The sequence below is a fragment of the Mesorhizobium sp. B2-4-15 genome (genome assembly GCF_006658505.1).
Classification (GTDB): domain Bacteria; phylum Pseudomonadota; class Alphaproteobacteria; order Rhizobiales; family Rhizobiaceae; genus Mesorhizobium.
This window is the reverse complement of the sequence record NZ_VFUZ01000003.1, coordinates 23,790-43,890: the sequence shown is the minus strand read 5'-3', so window position 1 is coordinate 43,890 and position 20,101 is coordinate 23,790. Positions and strand designations below refer to the sequence as shown.

Below are 20,101 nucleotides of genomic sequence, written 5' to 3'. Positions count from 1 at the left end.
TCCGATATGGCAAAGGGGAATCACAAGAGGGTACGCGGCAAGCCGCAGACCCACAGCCTGCTGGAGCACTACCAGCCGATCGACGGCGTCGTCGACGAGATGGTCGATGCGTCAGGCAATCCCCGTCCGGCCTGGAAGGATTTCATCGAGGCGCTCGACGAATTGGGGCCTGAAAAGCTCGGTCAGCGCTTTGCCCGCGCCGACCAGTATCTGCGCGACGCCGGCGTCTACTACCGCGTCTACGACAAGGCAGGCGCCAATGAGCGCGAATGGCCGCTGGCGCATGTGCCCCTGCTCATCGAAGATACCGAATGGGCCGCGATCAGCGCCGGCCTCGTCCAGCGCGCCGAGCTGTTCGAGGAAACCATCGCCGATATCTATGGCCGTAACCGGCTGATCGAAAAGGGCATCCTGCCGGCAGGGCTGATCGCCGCCAGTCCTGAATATTTGCGGCCCGTGGTCGGCACCAGGCGGGCCGAGGGCCATTTCCTGCATTTCTGCGCCTTCGAGCTAGGCCGCGGGCCCGATGGACGTTGGTGGGTGCTGGGTGACCGCACGCAGGCGCCGTCCGGCGCCGGCTTCGCGCTGGAGAACCGCGTCGCCACCACGCGCGCGCTGTCGGACATCTATGGCGAGATGCATGTGCACCGGCTCGCCGGCTTCTTCCGCCGCTTCCGCGACGCGCTGCTCGGCATGGCCACCGACGGCCGCGTCGCCATCCTGACGCCGGGGCCGCTCAACGAGACCTATTACGAGCACGCCTACATCGCGCGCTATCTCGGCATCATGCTGCTGGAGGGCGAGGATCTGACCGTTTCCGGCGGCAGGCTGATGGTGCGTACCGTTTCCGGCCTGATGCCGATCAGCGTGCTCTGGCGACGCCTCGATGCCGCCTTCGCCGATCCGCTCGAACTGCGCTCGGATTCGCAGATCGGCACGCCGGGGCTGGTCGAGGCGATCCGGCAGGGCTCCGTGTCCACCGTCAATGCGCTGGGGTCCGGCCTGATGGAAACGCGGGCGCTGCTCGCCTTCCTGCCCAAGGTCGCGCGCGAGCTGCGTGGCGAGGAATTGTTGCTGCCGAGCGTCGCGACATGGTGGTGCGGGCAGGAGGCCGAGCGCGCCCATGTGCTTGCCAACATCGACCGTATGGTGATCGGCCCGGCGCTGTCGACCAGGCTCGCCTTCGAGGATGACGGCCAGACCAAGCTCGGCTCGGCACTGTCGGCCGGGGAGCGGGCGGAGCTGGTGGCGCGCATCGAGCGCGATGGCGACGCCTTCGTCGGCCAGGAAGCGGTGACGTTGTCGACGACGCCCGTCTATGTCGGTGGCTGGCTGGAACCACGGCCAGCGAGCCTGCGCGTCTATCTGGCGCGCACGCCACAGGGCTGGACGGTGATGCCGGGTGGGTTCGCCCGCGTCGGCCTGTCACTCGACCCGACCGCGATAGCCATGCAGCGGGGCGGCCAGGCGGCTGACGTCTGGGTGGTCAGCGACAGGCCGGTGGAGCGCGAGACGCTGCTGCCGCAAGAGGGCGACAGCTTCAGCCGCACCAGGCCGGGCAGCCTGCCCAGCCGCGCGGCTGAAAACCTGACATGGCTCGGCCGCTACATCGAACGCTCGGAAGACACGGTGCGTATACTGCGCGCCTATCATGTGCGGCTGGCCGAAACGTCGGACCCGGACATGCCGCTGCTGGCCGACATCAGGGACTATCTCGAACCGTTCGGCATCGATGTCGGCACGGCGATCCCGTTGGGGCTGATCGGCACGCTGGACAGAGCGGTTTACAGCGCCGGCCAGATCCGCGACCGTTTCTCGCCCGACGGCTGGCTCGCGCTCAAGGACCTGTCGAAGACCATCCACCAGTTCGCCACGACGGTGGCGCCGGGGGATGACGCGACACGCGCAATGACCGTCATCCTGCGCAAGCTCGCCGGGTTTTCCGGCCTGCTGCACGAGAACATGTATCGTTTTGCCGGCTGGCGATTCCTCGAGATCGGCCGGCGGCTGGAGCGCGGCATCCAGATCGCCCGCACGCTCGCACGGCTGACCGGCGCCCAGGCGCCGGAAGGCGCTCTGGACATGATGCTGGAGATCGGCGATAGCGTGATGACCCACCGCCGGCAATATCCGGTGCAGGCCGGCCGGCGCACGGTGATCGATCTTCTGGCGCTCGATCCGCTCAATCCGCGCTCCATTCTGTTCCAGCTCGAGAGGCTGAAGGCCGAGATCGGCCTCTTGCCGTCGGTCGGCGGCGAGGGGCACATGTCGCCGGCGGCGAAAGAAATCCTGCAGCTCAACACGGCTATCGCCATCAAGGAGCCTTCGGACATGACGGCCGCGGCACTTGACGATCTCGCCAACGAGATAGGCGGCCTCTACAACAGCCTCGCCAAGGCCTATTTCGGCTAGGCAGGTCCCGCAAAAGCCTCGCGCGGTTTGCGACAGAACCCGCGGCAGGACAAGAAAAGTAGCGCATGCTTTACGACATCAGGCTTCATCTCCATTACGACTATGCAGCCGCGGCCGGCGGCGGCCGCCACCAGATCCGCGTCCTGCCGTCGACGATTTCCGGTGTGCAGCGCGTCATCGCGGCATCCCTGTCCTTTGCACCGGCGCCCAACGAGCGTTCCGACTTTTCGGATTTCTTCGGCAACAACGTCACCTCGATTGCCTTTCGCGATGCGCATGACGCGCTCGACATCAGGATGAGCGCGCGTGTGTCGGTGTCGCGGCCCGAGCCCGGGCTCGACGTGTCGCCGGATATCGGGCGGCTGAGGCAGGAACTGGCCGCAGTGCGGTCGCTGGCGCCGGATGCACCGCATCACTTCCTGTCCGTCAGCGGCCATGCCGGCATCGACGCGGCGATCACTTCATATGCGCAGGACAGCGTCGGCAACTCGGCCGCCGGCACGGCCATGAACCTGTGCAACCGCATCCACCGCGATTTCACCTATGATGGCGAGGCGACCACGGTGCGGACCCGGGCCAGCGATGCTTTCAGGCTGAAGCGCGGTGTCTGCCAGGACTTTTCGCACATCATGATCGCCGGGCTGCGCGGGCTCGGCATACCGGCCGGCTATGTCAGCGGCTTCCTGCGCACCATCCCTCCGAAGGGCAAACCCCGGCTGGAAGGCGCCGATGCCATGCATGCCTGGGTCAAGGTCTGGTGCGGACGCGACGCCGGCTGGCAGGAGTTCGACCCGACCAACGGCATGCGGGCCAGCAACGACCACATCACCGTCGGTCACGGCCGTGACTATTCCGACGTCGCTCCGATCGTCGGCGTGCTGAAGACCACCGGCGGGCAGGTCGGCGAGCAGGCCGTCGACGTCATCCCGGTCGCGCTCGAAAAGGCGTGAAAGCGGGCCTGTATGTGCAAGGCGCCCGTTGCTGCAATTCAAGGAGGACAAGGCGACTTCTCAAACATCGACGGGGCCGTTACTCTATGCTCGTTTTGAGGGGACAGTCATTGTATTGCTAAAGCGCGCAGGCGCGAGGTTCGTAATTGAGAGCAGTCTGCATCGTCATCCCTGCCCACAATGCGGCCGCGACCATCGCGACAACGCTGGCGTCGCTCAGCAGTGAGGCCGAGGTCATCGGCCAGATCCTGCTGGTCGACGATGCCTCGACGGACGACACGGCTGATGTGGCACGGCAGGCAGCGGCACAACCTTAGTGGGGCTTATTCCGCCGGAACAAGCCTGACCATACCTTTTCGACTTGCCCGCAATACTTTTCGTGACCGTCGGCAGATCCGAAAATTGACCCGGACCGGACTGTCCGGACCGGAACTGGCCGTCGCCATGCGATCGATGCCAATCCTCTCCCTGGCTTTATTTGTGAAATCTGTCGGCGTCTATTTCGGCGCCCGCAATCACTTGAAAACCATCAGGCGGCCCAGGGGAGGATCGCTGGCCCCAAGAAACCAAACATGAGATGAAGACATCGGCTATGATTATTTAGCCGACGAAACAGGCGCTCGCCTGGAGACGATGCCACCCGGTCGCGGTTACCAGCCGCCGCATGTCGATGATGGCGGGATGGGTGGCCGATCTCGCGGCTGAAGCCAAAAGGCACCATTTCGGACACTCTTCGGAACCGGTGGCCGATCCGTTGCTTATCTCCGGACAATTCGGTGGAGCGGACATGCTGGGCAAATCAGAGACGCATTTTGGTCGATCGGCCGCGAAAGAAGATCATGCACGGCCGCGGCCGCAAGGCTCGGCCGATCACACCGCGCTGACCTATGTCAGCGATGCCGAGCCCGGTATCCGCCGGCTGCGGGCAGGCAAGCGATTTTCCTACAAGGGACCGGATGGGCGACCGGTCTCGGATACCACCAGGGCGCGTATCGAGGCGATCGTCATTCCGCCAGCCTGGACGGATGTCTGGATTTCGCCCGACGCCGATGGCCACATCCAGGCGACCGGTAGGGATCAGCGGGGACGCAAGCAATACCGCTACCATCCGCAATGGGCGCAAGAACGCGACAGCGCCAAATATTCGAGCCTCGTTGCCTTCGCCGAAAGCCTGCCGGACCTGCGGCGCAAGATAGACAGCGACCTGCGCCGTCACGGCCTGCCGTTCGAGCGTGTCGTCGCCGCGGTCGTCTGGCTCCTCGACAACACGATGATCCGTGTCGGCAATACCGCCTATGCACGCGACAACAAGAGCTTCGGCCTGACGACATTGCGCGACCGCCATGTCGACATCAGGGGATCGAGCTTGCGGTTCGCCTTCAAGGGCAAGTCCGGCAAGGAATGGAGCCTGAAGCTGGTCGATCGGCGCATCGCCAGGATCGTGCGGGGCGCGCAGGACCTGCCGGGCCAGAAACTGTTCCAGTATCTCGACGAGCAGCACAACAGGCACCCAGTCCGCTCCGAGGACGTCAACCGCTATATCAGGGACGCCGCCGGCGATGCGTTCAGTTCGAAGCATTTCCGCACCTGGGGCGGTACCATCCATGCCGCGTCACTGTTTGCGCAAACGGAGCTGCCCGAAAGCCAGGCTCAGCAGAAGCGGGTGATGAACAGCGTCATCGACGAGGTGGCCAAGCGGCTGGGCAACACGCGCGCCGTCTGCCGCAAATGCTATATCCATCCGCGGGTTTTCGAAGCCTGGTCGCAGGGGCGGCTGCTTGCCGAAATGGCGCAAGCCAACAAGCGCAAGCGGGCGATAGATGGCCTCGACCACGAGGAAGCCCTCGTGCTGAGATGGCTGAAAACCCACGAAGGTTGACTCGTGGCGGCTGGCGGAAGCGGCGTCGGGATTTTTTTATCGACGCCGTGTCGGGATCGGTCCTACTGTTTCGTCCTTTGACACAGAAAGGACCAACGATGCTCTACGCCATCCTCTGCTATGCCTCCGAAGACGTCGTCAGCTCCTGGAGCAAGGCGCAGGACGACGAAGTCATGGCCAATCTCCTCAACGTCCAGGAAAAATACGCCCAGGCTGGACGGCTTGGTCCGGTGGCGCGTCTGTTGCCCACGACAGCGGCGACGACGCTGAGGAAAGTGAAAGGCGAATCGGTCGTCATCGACGGGCCGTTCGCCGAAACCAAGGAACAATTCCTCGGCTTCTACACGCTCGAATGCGCAGACCTCGATGAGGCGGTCGAGTTCGCCCGCGAGCTTTCCGAGGTCAACCCAAGCGGCGGCTCCTACGAGATCCGGCCGGTCTCCATCTTCAATCCTGCCAGGATTCCCGCATGACCGAACTCGCCTGGATCAGCTCCGCCATCAGCGCCGCCCGCCCGCAGGCGATGGGCGCGCTGCTGCGCTATTTCCGCGATCTCGACACGGCGGAGGAAGCTTTCCAGGATGCGTGCCTCAGGGCGCTGAAGAACTGGCCTCAGAACGGGCCGCCACGCGATCCGGCGGCCTGGCTGATCTTCGTCGGCCGCAACAGCGGCATCGATGCGGTGCGCAAGCGCGCCAAGCAGGCGCCGATGCCGGAAGAGGACCAGATCTCCGATCTTGAAGATGCCGAAAGCGATATCGCCGAGCGGCTGGACGGCGCGCATTACCGCGACGACATCTTGCGGCTGCTGTTCATCTGCTGTCATCCTGATTTGCCTGCAACGCAGCAGATCGCGGTTGCGCTGCGCATCGTCTCCGGCCTCACCGTCAGGCAGATCGCCCGCGCCTTCCTGGTTGGTGAAAGCGCCATGGAGCAGCGCATCACACGTGCCAAGGCGCGCATCGCGGATGCCGGCGTGCCGTTCGAGACGCCAGGCGCGGTCGAGCGCTCGGAACGGCTCGCCGCTGTGGCGGCCATGGTCTACCTGATCTTCAACGAGGGATACTCGACCAACAGCGGCGAGGCACCCGCCCGTGCGCCGCTGTGCGAGGAGGCGATCCGGCTGGCCCGGCTGCTGCTCAGGCTGTTCCAGACCGAGCCGGAAATCATGGGGCTGACGGCGCTGCTTCTGCTGCAGCACGCGCGCGCACCGGCCCGTTTCGACGCAGAGGGCGAGATCGTGCTGCTCGAGGACCAGGACCGCGGCCTTTGGAGGCGCAAGATGATCGACGAGGGGCTGGCCCTTGTCGATAAGGCGTTGCGCCATCGCAAGCCCGGCCCCTACCAGGTGCAAGCGGCCATCGCCGCCCTGCATGCCCGGGCTGACAAGGCCGAGGACACCGACTGGGTGGAGATCGACCTGCTTTACGGCCTGCTCGAACAGATGCAGCCGTCACCGGTGATCACGCTCAACCGCGCGGTGGCGGTCTCCAAGGTGCGCGGGCCTGAAGCGGCGCTTGCCATGATCGAACCGCTGGAGTCGAGGCTTTCCGGTTATTTCCACTTCTTCGGCCTCAAGGGTGGGCTGTTGATGCAACTCGACCGGGGTGAGGAGGCGCGTATCGCCTTCGACCGCGCCATAGCGCTTGCCAACACGGCGGCGGAAGCGGCCCATATCCGCATGCATATCGACCGGCTGATGAAGGATGGCGCCGTGCGGACGCCGGCGAAAAAGGCCAACTGACCACCATCGCCTGGCTGGCTCAATCGTGCAGCTTGGGCTTGGACCATGCCGGGGTGGCGATTTTCCCCTGAAACAGGTAATGGCACGCCATGACAGCGCCTCCTGGGCCTGACGGCACCGGGAAGGCATGGCGGCAGGCCTTGGCCGACGCCATATAAGCGATGGGATCTGAAAGGAATAAATATGACCATAGCGAAGGAAACGGCCGAACTGCTGGCGAAACTGGGCGTGGCCAAGGACGCGCTTGCCGGCGGCGACCTCATCGTGCGCAGCCCGGTGACCGGCGAAGAGATCGCGGCGCTGAAGACGATCTCGCCGGCCGACGCGGCCAAGGTGATCGATGAGGCACACAAGGCGTTCCAGTCCTGGCGGCTGGTGCCGGGGCCGAAGCGTGGCGAACTGGTGCGGCTGCTTGGCGAGGAACTGCGCGCGCACAAGGCCGAGCTTGGCCGGCTGGTGTCGATAGAGGTCGGCAAGATCCCGTCCGAAGGACTGGGCGAGGTGCAGGAGATGATCGACATCTGCGATTTCGCCGTCGGTTTGTCCCGGCAGTTGTACGGCCTGACCATCGCCACCGAGCGTCCGGGCCACCGCATGATGGAAACCTGGCATCCGCTCGGCGTCGTCGGCGTCATTTCCGCCTTCAACTTCCCGGTCGCGGTGTGGTCGTGGAATGCGGCACTTGCCCTGGTCTGCGGTGACGCGGTGGTGTGGAAGCCGTCGGAGAAGACGCCGCTGACCGCACTTGCCTGCGAGGCGATCTTCAAGCGCGCGACCAAGCGATTCGGCACTGACGCGCCGGACGGGCTGGCGCCGGTGCTGATCGGCGATCGCGCAGTTGGCGAAATCCTGGTCGACCATCCCAAGGTGCCGCTGGTTTCGGCCACCGGCTCGACCCGCATGGGCAGGGATGTCGGGCCGCGCCTGGCCAAGCGCTTCGCGCGCGCCGTGCTTGAACTCGGCGGCAACAATGCCGGCATCGTCTGCCCGACCGCCGACCTCGACATGGCGTTGCGCGCCATTGCGTTTGGCGCCATGGGCACGGCCGGGCAGCGCTGTACGACGCTGCGGCGCCTGTTCGTGCATGACAGCGTCTACGACGCCTTGGTTCCGCGCCTGAAGAAGGCCTATCAGAGCGTTTCGGTCGGCAATCCGCTGGAGACCTCGTCGCTGGTCGGTCCGCTGATCGACAAGGCCGCCTTCGAAGCCATGCAGAAGGCGTTGCGGGAAGCCACCGACCAGGGCGGTAAGGTGACCGGCGGCACGCGGGTCGAGAACGGCCACCCGGATGCCTATTACGTGCATCCGGCGCTGGTCGAGATGCCGAAGCAGGTTTCGCCGGTGACCGAAGAGACCTTCGCGCCGATCCTCTATGTGATGAAATATTCGGATTTCGACGCCGTGCTCGACGAGCACAACGCGGTCGGCGCTGGCCTGTCGTCATCGATCTTCACCCGCGACCTGCAGGAATCCGAGCGTTTCCTCGGCGTCGACGGTTCGGACTGCGGCATCGCCAATGTCAACATCGGCACATCGGGAGCCGAGATCGGCGGTGCTTTCGGTGGCGAAAAGGAAACCGGCGGCGGCCGCGAGAGCGGCTCCGATGCATGGAAGGCCTATATGCGGCGCGCCACCAACACGGTGAACTATTCCAAGGCGCTGCCGCTTGCCCAGGGCGTCTCGTTCGACATCGATTGAGAACGCCCGGGCTTAGCCAAAGTCAGTGTCGTTCAGGCTCGGCGAGCATCAATCGGCACAGGTGGAAGGCGTGCACGCCGCTGTAACGCTGGACAGCTTCCGACGTTTGTCCAGCGTCGGCTTTGCCACGCTGGCCGAGCCAGCCAACGTTGCCGAGATCCCCGGCATCGCGCAGCTTGCGTGCCGCTTCAGCCCTCAGGCGAAATCACCGATCGAGGCGATGCCGGTCGGGATTCGGTCGAGGCCGGCATGCTCGGGATCGACGCCCGATATCAGCCAAAGCAGGCTTCGAAGGCGCTGTCGACGACGGCAAGCTTGGCCGCCTGAACGGTCATGTATTCCTCATAGAACCGGTGCGATACCCACATCACCGAATGGCCGCGCTGACCAAGCCAGCCAATGCTGCCGAGTTCCTCGGCCATGCGCAGTTTGCGGCCGAGATGGGTCCGCGACAATTTAAGCCATTTGGCGAAGTCGCCGATCGAAACCACGCTGGTTGGAATCCGGTCGAGGCCAGCATGATCGGGATCGATGCCTGACATCAGCCAGTCCATGACGATGCCGCCATTGTTGAGCCAGATGAACAGGGAAAAGGTCTGGTTGGGCTCGCGCACCGGCTTTGAAGCGAGCAGGCCGTCGGCGACCAGGGGCTGCAGCGTGGCAAGCATGTCGGGCCGCTCCAGGTATCTGGCCAGCCGGTCGCCGCCGTCGATATGGTCAAGCGTGCGCAGATGGGCGACCACCCAGCCGGTGAACCTCTCAATGGTGGCCGCCGTCGGTTGCAGCGGATGCGTGCGGCCATCCCCGCCCGCCACATACTCGGCGATGTTGTAGTGCAGCATCTCCTTGATGAAGGCGTCGGCCGTATTGCGGCTGGCCACCGCGTTGCGGTGCACGACCTCGATGAAACGCGATACCGTCAGTTCCTTGCGGCGGTCGTTCGGGTCGCGCCTGAAATGCATGGCAAGGCCAACGTGACCCATCAGCCAGCGCTGCTGCGTGGCAAAGATCGAAGCCAGTCGGGGGCTTTCCTCATAGATTCGGATCAGGGACTGCGACTGTTCCTGAACGTAGCGGTGCAAGGCCGGATGGGCGGCTATGTCTTCCAGATGCAGGGCTATTCTCCCGATGCTTTGAACCGCCTCGGATGGCGAGGTTGCGTTCCCTATTTTTCAGCCTTCAACATTTGTGTCCAGACATAGCAAAAGCGGCGTACAGGGCCAGTCAAGCACATAAGGCCTATCCCGACTGATGCGGGATAGGCCTTATGTGGTCTTCGAGATGAGTTCCTAAGCGGTCAGCCGCAGACGCGAACGTCCTCGATCACCTTGTGATGGTGGCGCCAGTGCACGACCGTTTCGATATGGCAGCGGTGGCGCCGATGATAGCGGCGATAGTCGCCATTGCCATAGTCGTCATATTGCACGTTCTGATCGTCGCCATACTGATTATAGTGTCGGTGATGGTGGCGGCGAATGACAATTCCACTATCGGATTGGTCATCCGAATACTGGTTGTTGTCGTCGGATTGGATAACCAGACTTGCGGCTTGTGTCGGCGCGATGACTGCGGCTGTTGCGGCCAAAGTCAGCACGGAAGCCAAAATGAATTTTTTCATGTTTCGTCCTCCTGCGGTTCTAAGCCATATCAACTCGTGGAAAGACTTAGCGTTCCAATAGCAATCGGTAAGCTTTTCGTCGCCGCGGCCGCCAAGCCGGTCGGAGCGGCCGGGCAACGGCCTTACAGCCGAACAAAGGCCGTCAACGGCAGGTGATCGGAAGCCACGCGCGAAAGCGGCGTGTCATGCGCTTCCACAGCCGAGATCATGCCGTGCCGGTTGCCCATGATGCGATCGAGCGCCAAGAGCGGCAGGTTCGACGGGAAGGTGGGAACGGCCGGCGGCAGCGGTCCAAAGGTCATGTGCAGCGTGTTCAGCGCGGAGCGGTTGCCGAGCCGCCATTCGTTCAGGTCGCCGAGCAGCAGCGTCGGCGTTTCGTCGGGGCTGTTCATGATATCCAGCACGACCTGAGCCTGCTGCGAGCGTGAGCGGCGCAGCAGGCCGAGATGGGCGGCGATGACGCGCAATGTCCGGTTTCCGTCGAGATCGATCTCGGCCACCACCGCGCCGCGCGGCTCCAGGCCCGGAAGCCTGATCTGATGCACGTCGCGGACGACGCCCTTCTTGAAAAGCAGGACATTGCCATGCCAGCCATGGCCTTTGCCATTGGCAGCGATCGGCACCGGCACCAGGCCTGTCTCCCGTTCGAGGTGGGGCAGGTCGAGGAGTCCGTCACGGTCGCCGAAACGGTTGTCCGCCTCCTGCAGCGCAATGACGTCGGGGTCGATTTCGCGAATGACACGGCTGGTGCGGTCAGGGTCGAACCTGCGGTCGACGCCGATGCATTTGTGGACGTTGTAGGAAGCGACCAGCGTCCCGGTGGCGCCGGCCTTTTTGGGCGACGCGGCATTGGCCTTGCGCATCCGCCGGTCACGGATGGACAAAAGCATGCTCGCCGGCAGGCTGCGCCCGTTCATCCGCATGGCATGCCTGTCCCTGCTTTTCTCACCATGCACCTCAAATAGAGTCTTCCGGCCGATGTTCCATGGGTGCACGCTATCCGCCAAACACGTCGTTTTGTTAAAGATAGGGTGAACCGAGCCACAATATACGATCGAAGAGGCGGATGATGAACGGGCGGGCCCGCAACGCTTCCAGCGTCACGGGTGTGGCCGTTTCGATCGCTGCTTCAATGCGAGCCTCGATCTCCTCGGCAAATCCGGCATCGAGAACCTCGAGATCGATCTCGAAATTCAGCCGCAACGAGCGGGCGTCCAGGTTGGACGACCCGACATAGGCCCACAGCCCGTCGATTGAAAGTAGCTTGGAATGATCGAACGGGCCTGCGGTACGCCATATCCGGCAATAATTCTTGAGCATCTGGTCGAATTGCGCGGTCATGGCGCGGTCGACGAGGAAGAGATTGTTCTTCGCCGGCACCACGATGTCGATCTCGACGCCGCGCCTGGCAGCGGTAATCAGCGCGCTGATCAGCTCGCGGTCCGGCAGGAAATAGGGCGACATGATGCGGATCGACTTGCGGGCGATGGAGAACGCGCCGATCAGCAATTTGTGGTTGGTTTCGTTGCTTGCATCGGGCCCCGAGGCGACCGCGCGCACCATCATCGACTGGCCGGCGGTGGACGAAAATGGTGTGATCCGCCAGGCATCGCCCTTCAGCCTCTCATTGCCGGCGAAACGCCAATCTTCGGCAGCGACCGAGAACAGGTCGGTCACTACAGGCCCGCTGACCTGGAAATGCGTGTCCCTGGCGCTGGCAAGGCCGGCGAACTCGGCCGAGAATCCTTTGCGTATGTTCATGCCGCCGGTAAAGGCGATCGCGCCGTCGATGACCAGGATCTTCCTGTGCGTCCTCAGATTGGCGTAGGGCAGGCGCAGGCCCATGACGATGTTGCCGTTGAAGAGATCGGCGGTGATGTTGGCGCGGCGCAGATGGCCAAGGATGCTGGGCACGGAATAACGGGCGCCGACGGCATCGATCAGCACGCGGACGGTGACGCCGCGCTTCACGGCTTGTGCCAGCGATTCGACGAAGAGCAGGCCGACGGCGTCGTTGTCGAAAATATAGGTTTCCAGAAGGATGCTGTGCCTGGCCCTGTCGATGGCCAGACACATCGCCGCATAGGTCTCGTCGCCGGTTCTAAGCAGGGTGATCGTGTTGCCCGAGGTGAGCGCGCGCCGTGCCACCCGGTCGCCCAGCGTCTTCAGGCCGGTGAAGCGCTGGCCATATCGCTTGCCGATCAACTCCTCGACGGCAGCGTCGCGAACGGAGGCGTCACCGGCAAGTGGCCGCTGCGCGCTGATCGAGGCGCGGCGGATGCGGTTTATGCCGGCCACGGCATAGATCAGCACACCGATGATCGGCGACAGCAACATGACGCCGACCCAGCCGGTGGCGGCACGAACGTCCTCCTTGGTCATGACGGCATGGGCAATGCCGACGGTCGCCATGATCACCGAGATGATCGCCAGGATTCGGGGCCAGTGAGTCGCCAGGGTCTCGAACATTTTGCGGACTATCCAGCGGGTGGTCGCAGAAGGCAATGCTGGCGCTCATACCTGGATATCTGCCGGATGGTGGTCGCGGCGTGTACCAGCTGCCGGCCAGCGGGCCATGCTAGCAGTGGCGACGCGTCGCGACAGCGAACTCGAAGTTCAACCGTTGACGGCGGCTCAGCCGAAGAATTCCGTTTCCTGAAACAGATTGAGCTGATCAAGCTCCGATGGAACTCCGTCCAGGAGAGCGAAGCTTGACCTCAGGTAAAGCATAGGGCCGACTTGATTCGGCACCGTTCTGTGCTGCCCCGATCCTCGGGGCTTCCTGTACTTTGGTACCACATCTATCGTATATAAGAGGGAACGAAATTAACGAGATAACATTTTGACTGAGGCGAGGGGAGCACCGAATGGTGCAGTTCAATTTCGACGGACCGCCTGTGGGGGACGACGCTCTCGACATATCGGTGGAATGCCAAGCCCAGTTGCTGCCTCTGATTCGAGAAATCGTCCAGGCCGCGGTCGCGGCTGGCTGGAGCCAGGACGATGTCCTTCTGGCTTTTGTGGAACTCGCGTGGGACCTGTACGAGAAACGGCGCGGTGATCTGTAGCACCGCGCCGCCGAGTTGCTGGCCTCATAGCGTGTCATTGCCTGTCGTTGATCCCGGTGGCAAGCCAAGCTGTGGACCTGGAGAGGGCCGCACAGGCCTCCACGTCAGGAAATGCTAAACATGCGAAAACGCGGAATCGGGCACCAGGTTCGATGCCCGAAACTGTTGCATGGCGAAGACGGCCAACCCGTCAAATAGAACGCCCGCCGACTTCATTGCCGGTCATTTTTTCTCTCTTTTCTCGAACAAAAATTTTTCTTTGCGCGTGGAAGTTCTTCCCTAGCCCAGGCACGTGCGTTAGGCTGTCTTCCGGGTGGGCCTAGGGGGATTTTCGAGCGACGGCAGGCGGCTGAGGCGACGCAAATGAAAAATGCGGAGGAGGCGCGGGAAGGCGGCTTTTCCCGGGAGGCCGGTCGAAAGCGGGCGGCCCGAGACGTCCTGGATATAATTCCTGAAAACGCGGGTCCCAGAAGGGCCACCAGGCAAGGGAGCGTGGTATACTCCATCCGCGCCCCTGGATCACAAAAATTCCTGGCCAAGGAGCATTCCGCAGGGATCGTCCTGGCCCCGGTGCGCAAGTTGCGAGCCTCGCTCGGCAGCGACAGGGTCAAGGAATACGATGCGCCTACCGGCTGCATGGTCATCAACCCCGCAGGGGTGGACAGCACCCTTGCGTGGTCGGCGACCAGGGAAAATGCCGTTATATCCATTTCGCCCGCAGCGCTCTCGGAACTGGCCGGCCATGAATTCGATGCCGCCAATGTCGAGCTCGAACCGCCAACCTTCGGCACGGTCGACCTGTGGGCGCTCACCATCGCCCAAAAGGTCACCGCCGAGCTGACGGGGAAAGCATCTCCCAATGAGCTTTATCTGGACTCGTTGATCACGGTGTTCGGCGTTCATCTGCTGCGCACCTACACGGGCCGCGGCAAGCAGCCCGCGCCGCCCAGGGGCGGTCTCTCGCCCGATGGCGCCCGACGCGTGCGGGAGTACCTCAATGAAGGTTTCGCGCGAAAAATAATGGTGGCCGAACTCGCCTCGGTCGCGGGCGTTTCGCCGAACCATTTTATCGTGGCGTTCGCCAAGACGTTTGGAATGCCGCCGCATCGCTATCTGGTCAATCTGCGCCTGGATTTCGCGGAAAAGCTGCTTGTCGATGGCAAGCTTTCGATTGCCCAGATCGCCTTCGTGGCAGGTTTTTCAGATCAAAGCCACCTGGCCGCGACGATGAAGAAGTACAGGGGAAGAACTCCTGCCGGATATGCTTCCGCAAGAAAATGAAAGCTCTTTGTTTTGACGGAAACAGCAATGCATTCTCCCTGTGACGGCACCGGCATGTCGCCCCGAAAATTGGGCTCGATTTTTGTGCGTCCAAGCGCTGCGGCGTGGCAAAGCAGCGACAGCCGCCGTTCAGCGTTCAAGGATCGGAATTTCCTACAAAGAATCCGGGGTTTTCCAAAATACGCCCATCGCGAATGCACCCATGCTCGGCGGGAGAAGCCATTCGGTGTGCCTTGTACTCTGGCGCAGTCCTTGCCTGTGGATGATGCTGTCCCCGGCGGCGCCGAGTACCAGCCGGTCGGCTTCTATTTTCTCAACGCCGCAATTTTTTGAAATACCATCCGCCGAAACCGTGGTCTTGCTCTGTGTCGTCATCTGACTGGAACCGCCGAACGAATCTCACTGGCGATAACGGTCAGGTCTCATCAATCAAGAATTGTTTTTCCGGGGAACCGAGGGACTGTCCTGAGGTTGGCTCTCATCAGGGGAGTTGTCAGGAGGCCGAAAAAATGCGGCGCGATGATGAGTCCGCGGGACGGGTTTCCCGGACAGATGCGACGCGGCAGCCGCTGCTCAATGTGAAAGGCGGGCTTTCCGTCCGCAGCGTACGCAAGGCGCAGGAATTCCTGAACGAGAACTTTTCGCGCAAGCTGGCGCTTGCCGAAATGGCCGCCGTCTGCGGGCTTTCACCCTATCATTTCGTGCGGGCTTTCTCCAGGACGTTCGGGATGCCGCCGCATCAATATGTCCTCGACCTTCGGCTGGACTTCGCGGAAAAACTCCTTGCCGACAGCCGCATGTCGATCGCGGACATCGCCCATTTGAGCGGTTTCTCAAGCCAGAGCCATTTCACCACCGTGATGAAGAAATACCGGCATGTAACGCCAATGCAGGCGCGGTTGAGGAAGGTTAGCTTGAGATCTGGGCAATAGACCGGCCACTCAAGTTCTTCTTAACGTGACGTGCGTCTATTAAAGTAGCTTCTAAAGTAACTATCCGTTAACCTACACCGTTCTGCCTCACCCTTTTCTTTCAAGGCAGCAAGTTCTTGAAATACTACGGACCCGAATCGTGTCTTTCTGCCAAAAGTTCGAACTGTTCCGGCATTTTCGAGCCGGGCGGCAGGCGGAGAGGGGCCATGACCGACAATCGCTTTTTAAGTCGTTCTCTTGTCCAGCATCAGGCGGGGAATTTTGACAGTCGCTGGGCGCGCAAGAAGGGTCTTCTAGCGAGTGCTGCCGTGCTGGCGCTGTCGGCGCTCCATGCCGGCCCGGCACATGCGCAGTATGCGGCGGGCGGCGGAACCGCGACCGGCGCTAGTTCCGTAGCGGTCGGGCCTGGCTCGACGGCGAACGGGCTGCGCGGCATCGCGGTTGGAAACGGAGCGGCGCAAGCGGGGATCGATTCCATTGCCCAAGGCACCAGCGCCAACGCGGGAAACCAGAATGCCATCGCCATCGGCTTCCAGTCGATCGCTTCACAGCTGAACTCCGTTTATCTTGGCGCGCGCACCGTTGCGAACACAGGTGCCCTTGCTGTGGGCGCCATCGGCATCGGCACGGATGTGACGGCATCTGCGCTCAACGCGATTGGGATAGGAACCCGGTCCAGTTCGTCGGCACTATATTCGGTGGCGCTTGGCCAGGATGCGAATGCCTCGGGCGGCGGCGGGGCAATGGCGCTGGGCGCCGGCACGATCTCAAGTGGAGTGAATTCGGTGGCGCTTGGCGTCCAAGCCAATGCCACCGGGGCCGGCTCTAGTGCTTTGGGCACCTTCGCCAAAGCTTCGGGCGGGAACGCCACCGCGGTCGGTGTTAGTTCCACGGCCAGCGCCAACTATGCATTCGCCGGAGGCTGGTCGTCGGTCGCCAGCGGCGCCAATTCCACCGCGGTCGGCCGCGAGGCCGTCGCCAGCGGCGTAAACTCATCTTCATTCGGGTCTGGAGCGAACGCGATAGGAGACAACTCTCTCGCTGCCGGCGTCAGCGCCAACGCCAGCGGAGCCGGCAGTACCGCGCTCGGCATCGGCACCGTAGCGGGCGGCAGCCTATCGGCAGCCGTGGGCTTTCAGGCCAGTGCGGCGGGACAAAGCTCGGCAGCGCTCGGCAGTACCGCCAATGCTTCGGGCAACTTCGCGCTGGCGCTCGGCAATCAGGCGGTGTCGAGCGGGGTCGGTTCGGTCGCGGCGGGCTCGGGAGCCCAGGCTACTAATGTCTCCGCCACGGCGCTCGGCAACAACGCCACTGCGACCGCCGCGCAAGCAATCGCGCTGGGACTGGCCGCGACTGCCAGCGCCCAGAGCGCCATCGCCGTCGGCACGAACGCCAAGGCGGATTCCGCCGAGGCGGTGGCGATAGGCACCAATGCGACGGCGACCGGTGGCAAGGCGGTCTCCATCGGCTCGGGCAACACCGCTTATGGCGACGGCGCGGTGGCGATCGGCGATCCGAGCTATGCCAGCGGCAATGGTGCCTTCGTCGGTGGCGCCAACAACATCGCCAACAGCGACGGCACGGCAACCGCAACCGCCGCCAACCAGGCCGCTGGCGCGGTCGCGATCGGCAACAACAACAAGGCGATCGGGCAGGGCTCGGTGGCGCTGGGCAATGGTTCCACCGCGGGTGCTGCCGGGTTCATCGGCAATGTCGCGCTCGGCAATGGCGCGACGGCGGCGGCGAGTTCCGGCGACGTGGCGCTGGGCTCGGGCTCGGTGACCGCCGTAGCGGTCGGCACGCCCAATGCGGTGATCAACGGCACGACCTACGCCTTCCAGGGCATCAACCCGACCTCGACGGTCAGCGTCGGCGCGGTCGGCGCCGAGCGCACCGTCACCAATGTCGCGGCGGGACGCATCAGCGGCTCCTCGACGGATGCGATCAACGGCTCGCAGCTCTTCGCCACCAACCAGGCGGTCGACGCCATTGGCGCCGCGCTCAACAACATCAACGTCGGCGGCGGCATCAAGTATTTCCATGCCAACTCGACCTTGCCGGATTCGCAGGCGCTGGGCGCCGATTCCGTCGCTGTCGGCCCCAACGCAGTGGCCAACAATGCCGGCGATGTCGCGATCGGCCTGAATTCGGCATCGGGCGCCACTACGACTGTCGGCGGCACGACGATCGGCGGCGTCAACTACACCTTCGCCGGCGGCACGCCGGCCGGAGCCTTCTCTGTCGGCTCGGCCGGCGCCGAGCGCCAGATCCAGAATGTCGCCGCTGGTCAGTTGAGCGGCAGTTCGACCGATGCGGTCAACGGCTCGCAGCTTTACGCGACCAACCAGCAGGTCACGCAAAACACGACCGACATCGCCAATATCGGCGGCAACATCGCCAATCTCGGCAATACGATCAACAACATCGCCGGCGACACCTCGACCGCCTATACCAACGCCAATGGCGAGGGCATCCGCTACGCCCGCACCAACGAGAGCGGCCTGGCGCAAACCGATGCCTTCGCGCAAGGCGTCGGCTCCACCGCCGTCGGCTACCAAGCGACCGCGACCGGAGACAGCGCGCTGGCGCTCGGGCGCGGCACCCAGGCGAGCGTCGATGGCGGCGTCGCGCTTGGCTCAGGCTCGGTCTCCGACCGGCCCCTGGCGCCCGACACAGGCCAGATCGCGGCCGGTCCAACCAACTTCATCCAGTACAACACGACGGACAAGGCGCTGCTCGGCGCCGTGTCGGTCGGCACGGATACGTCTTACCGGCAGATCATCAATGTGGCCGACGGTACGGAGGCGCAGGATGCCGTCACAGTCCGCCAGCTGCAGGGGGCCATCGCCTCGGTGGCGAGCACGCCAAGCAAGTATTTCCACGCCAACTCGGCGGCGGGCGACTCGCTCGCCGTGGGCGCCGAGTCGGTCGCGGTCGGCCCGACCACGGTCGTCAACGGCGACAACGGCATCGGCATGGGCAATGGCGCCATCGTCGATCAGACCGCGCCCGGCGGCACGGCCATCGGCCAGAACGCCCATGTGATGCTGGCCGACGGCATCGCGCTCGGCACCGACTCGACCGCCGCCGGTATCCAGTCGGTGGCGCTCGGCGCCGGCGCCCAGAGCACCTTCGCCAACAGCGTGGCGCTGGGCGCGTCGTCGATCACCACCGTCGGCGCGCAGGCTGGCTACACGGCCTTTGCCCTGACCAGCCCGCAGACATCGGCCGGCGAAGTCTCTGTTGGTTCCGCCGGGGCCGAGCGCAAGCTCACCAATGTCGCGGCGGGTTCGGCCGAAACCGACGCCGTCAACGTCTCGCAGCTGCGCGGCGTGTCGCAAAACGTCTCCAATCTGTTCGGCGGCGGCACCACGGTCAATCCCGACGGCTCGATCACCGGCCCGACCTACACCATCCAGGGCAACAACTACTCGACCGTCTATGATGGCTTCACGGCCGTCGACAATGCGCTCACCAACATCGCCAATGGCGGCGGCATCAAGTATTTCCATGCCAATTCGACGCTGGCCGACTCGGTCGCCAGCGGCACGAACAGCGTCGCGATGGGACCGGAGAGCGTGGCGAGCGGCGCCGACAGCCTGGCCGCGGGCCATGGCTCGACAGCCGCTGGGCAAGGTGCCGTGGCGCTCGGCCAAGGCGCAAAGGCCAACAATGCCAATGATGTGGCGCTCGGCTCCGGCTCGGTGTCGCAGACCGCGGTCGGCACGCCCAGCACAACCATCAACGGCAAAAGCTACGCCTTTGCCGGCACGAACCCGGTCGGAACCGTCAGCGTCGGCGATACCGGCGCGGAGAGGACGATCACCAATGTCGCCGCCGGACGCGTTTCCTCCGACAGCACCGACGCGATCAACGGCTCGCAGCTCTACGCCACCAACACGGCGATCGAGGATCTGACCAAAACGATCGGCGGCATCGGCGGCACCGTCCAAAACACCGTGCAATACGACACCGTCACCAATCCGGACGGATCGACGACCAAGACCAATAAGATAACGCTGCAAGGCGGCGACCCGAATGCGCCTGTCGTTATCTCCAATGTCGGCCCAGGCGTTACCGGCACCGATGCGGTCAACGTCAACCAGTTGAACCTGAACCTGGCCCAATCCAAGAGCTACACCGACCAGGTGGCGGTCACGACCCTGCAGCAGGCTAACAACTATACCGACCAGAAGTTCAGCCAGCTCAATTCCGACATAAGCGGCATCAGGGACGAGGCACGGCAGGCGGCGGCAATCGGCCTCGCCGCGGCCTCGCTGCGTTACGATGATCGTCCCGGCAAGCTGAGCGTGGCGGCGGGCGGCGGCTTCTGGCGCGACTCGAGCGCCTTCGCCTTCGGCGCGGGCTACACAAGCGAGGATGGGCGCATCCGCGGCAATGTGTCGGGCACGGCCGCCGGTGGAAACGTCGGCGTCGGCGCCGGCCTGAGCTTCACGCTGAACTGAAGGGGGATTTGAGGCGGGAATGGACAGGCGAACAGGCCATGCCGGCCTAGATG

General features: G+C 63.7%; 16 protein-coding genes. 12 read left to right on the top strand and 4 right to left on the bottom strand.

Annotation, left to right across the window (positions count from 1 at the left end; translation table 11 throughout):
- Window positions 1-6 precede the first annotated feature (6 nt).
- From FJ930_RS04440 to FJ930_RS04405, 7 genes are all read left to right on the top strand, one after another.
- A complete protein-coding gene (locus FJ930_RS04440) occupies window positions 7-2,412 on the top strand; it encodes a circularly permuted type 2 ATP-grasp protein (protein WP_141835226.1) in 2,406 nt (801 codons plus the stop codon).
- A 65-nt stretch (window positions 2,413-2,477) separates the two neighbouring features.
- On the top strand, window positions 2,478-3,362 hold the full coding sequence (locus tag FJ930_RS04435) for a transglutaminase family protein (RefSeq protein ID WP_141835223.1): 885 nt from the start codon (window positions 2,478-2,480) through the stop codon (window positions 3,360-3,362).
- A gap of 146 nt (window positions 3,363-3,508) precedes the next feature.
- The gene (locus FJ930_RS04430) at window positions 3,509-3,679 is read left to right on the top strand and encodes a glycosyltransferase (RefSeq protein WP_246676805.1); all 171 of its coding nucleotides are present in this window, start codon (window positions 3,509-3,511) and stop codon (window positions 3,677-3,679) included.
- A gap of 470 nt (window positions 3,680-4,149) precedes the next feature.
- The gene (locus tag FJ930_RS04420; protein WP_141835221.1) at window positions 4,150-5,241 is read left to right on the top strand and encodes a DNA topoisomerase IB; all 1,092 of its coding nucleotides are present in this window, start codon (window positions 4,150-4,152) and stop codon (window positions 5,239-5,241) included.
- A gap of 98 nt (window positions 5,242-5,339) precedes the next feature.
- Window positions 5,340-5,714 (top strand): YciI family protein, encoded by a 375-nt coding sequence (locus tag FJ930_RS04415; protein WP_140742153.1) that lies wholly within the window; start codon window positions 5,340-5,342, stop codon window positions 5,712-5,714.
- Complete coding sequence (locus tag FJ930_RS04410) at window positions 5,711-6,985, top strand: RNA polymerase sigma factor (protein ID WP_140742155.1); 1,275 nt, start codon at window positions 5,711-5,713, stop codon at window positions 6,983-6,985. The genes FJ930_RS04415 and FJ930_RS04410 overlap by 4 nt, the downstream gene beginning before the upstream one ends.
- Before the next feature lie 183 nt (window positions 6,986-7,168).
- Complete coding sequence (locus FJ930_RS04405; protein WP_141835218.1) at window positions 7,169-8,683, top strand: aldehyde dehydrogenase family protein; 1,515 nt, start codon at window positions 7,169-7,171, stop codon at window positions 8,681-8,683.
- A gap of 272 nt (window positions 8,684-8,955) precedes the next feature.
- Here FJ930_RS04405 and FJ930_RS04400 read toward each other — a convergent pair whose 3' ends face one another.
- The 4 genes from FJ930_RS04400 to FJ930_RS04385 all read right to left on the bottom strand — a co-directional run bounded on the left by FJ930_RS04400 (window position 8,956) and on the right by FJ930_RS04385 (window position 12,770).
- Window positions 8,956-9,804 carry a hypothetical protein gene (locus FJ930_RS04400; RefSeq protein ID WP_181763285.1) on the bottom strand — a complete coding sequence of 283 codons (849 nt, stop codon included), beginning with the start codon at window positions 9,802-9,804 and terminating at the stop codon, window positions 8,956-8,958.
- Window positions 9,805-9,980: 176 nt separating this feature from the next.
- Window positions 9,981-10,301, bottom strand: a complete 321-nt coding sequence (locus FJ930_RS04395; RefSeq protein WP_141835213.1) for a hypothetical protein — start codon at window positions 10,299-10,301, stop codon at window positions 9,981-9,983.
- Between the two features lie 122 nt (window positions 10,302-10,423).
- A complete protein-coding gene (locus tag FJ930_RS04390) occupies window positions 10,424-11,224 on the bottom strand; it encodes an endonuclease/exonuclease/phosphatase family protein (RefSeq protein ID WP_140742163.1) in 801 nt (266 codons plus the stop codon).
- 97 nt (window positions 11,225-11,321) lie between these two features.
- Complete coding sequence (locus FJ930_RS04385) at window positions 11,322-12,770, bottom strand: phosphatidylserine/phosphatidylglycerophosphate/cardiolipin synthase family protein (protein WP_141835210.1); 1,449 nt, start codon at window positions 12,768-12,770, stop codon at window positions 11,322-11,324.
- A 398-nt stretch (window positions 12,771-13,168) separates the two neighbouring features.
- Here FJ930_RS04385 and FJ930_RS04380 point away from each other — a divergent pair, with 398 nt between their 5' ends.
- From FJ930_RS04380 to FJ930_RS04360, 5 genes are all read left to right on the top strand, one after another.
- Entirely contained in the window at window positions 13,169-13,369 is a 201-nt protein-coding gene (locus tag FJ930_RS04380; protein ID WP_181176351.1) for a hypothetical protein, read from the top strand.
- Between the two features lie 363 nt (window positions 13,370-13,732).
- The gene (locus FJ930_RS04375; RefSeq protein ID WP_141835207.1) at window positions 13,733-14,650 is read left to right on the top strand and encodes an AraC family transcriptional regulator; all 918 of its coding nucleotides are present in this window, start codon (window positions 13,733-13,735) and stop codon (window positions 14,648-14,650) included.
- A gap of 27 nt (window positions 14,651-14,677) precedes the next feature.
- Window positions 14,678-14,983: a hypothetical protein gene (locus FJ930_RS04370; RefSeq protein WP_141835204.1), complete on the top strand. Its 306-nt coding sequence runs from the start codon at window positions 14,678-14,680 to the stop codon at window positions 14,981-14,983.
- A 32-nt stretch (window positions 14,984-15,015) separates the two neighbouring features.
- Complete coding sequence (locus FJ930_RS04365; protein WP_246676804.1) at window positions 15,016-15,582, top strand: AraC family transcriptional regulator; 567 nt, start codon at window positions 15,016-15,018, stop codon at window positions 15,580-15,582.
- Between the two features lie 206 nt (window positions 15,583-15,788).
- Window positions 15,789-20,048 (top strand): YadA-like family protein, encoded by a 4,260-nt coding sequence (locus FJ930_RS04360; RefSeq protein ID WP_141835201.1) that lies wholly within the window; start codon window positions 15,789-15,791, stop codon window positions 20,046-20,048.
- The last annotated feature ends 53 nt before the right edge of the window (window positions 20,049-20,101 follow it).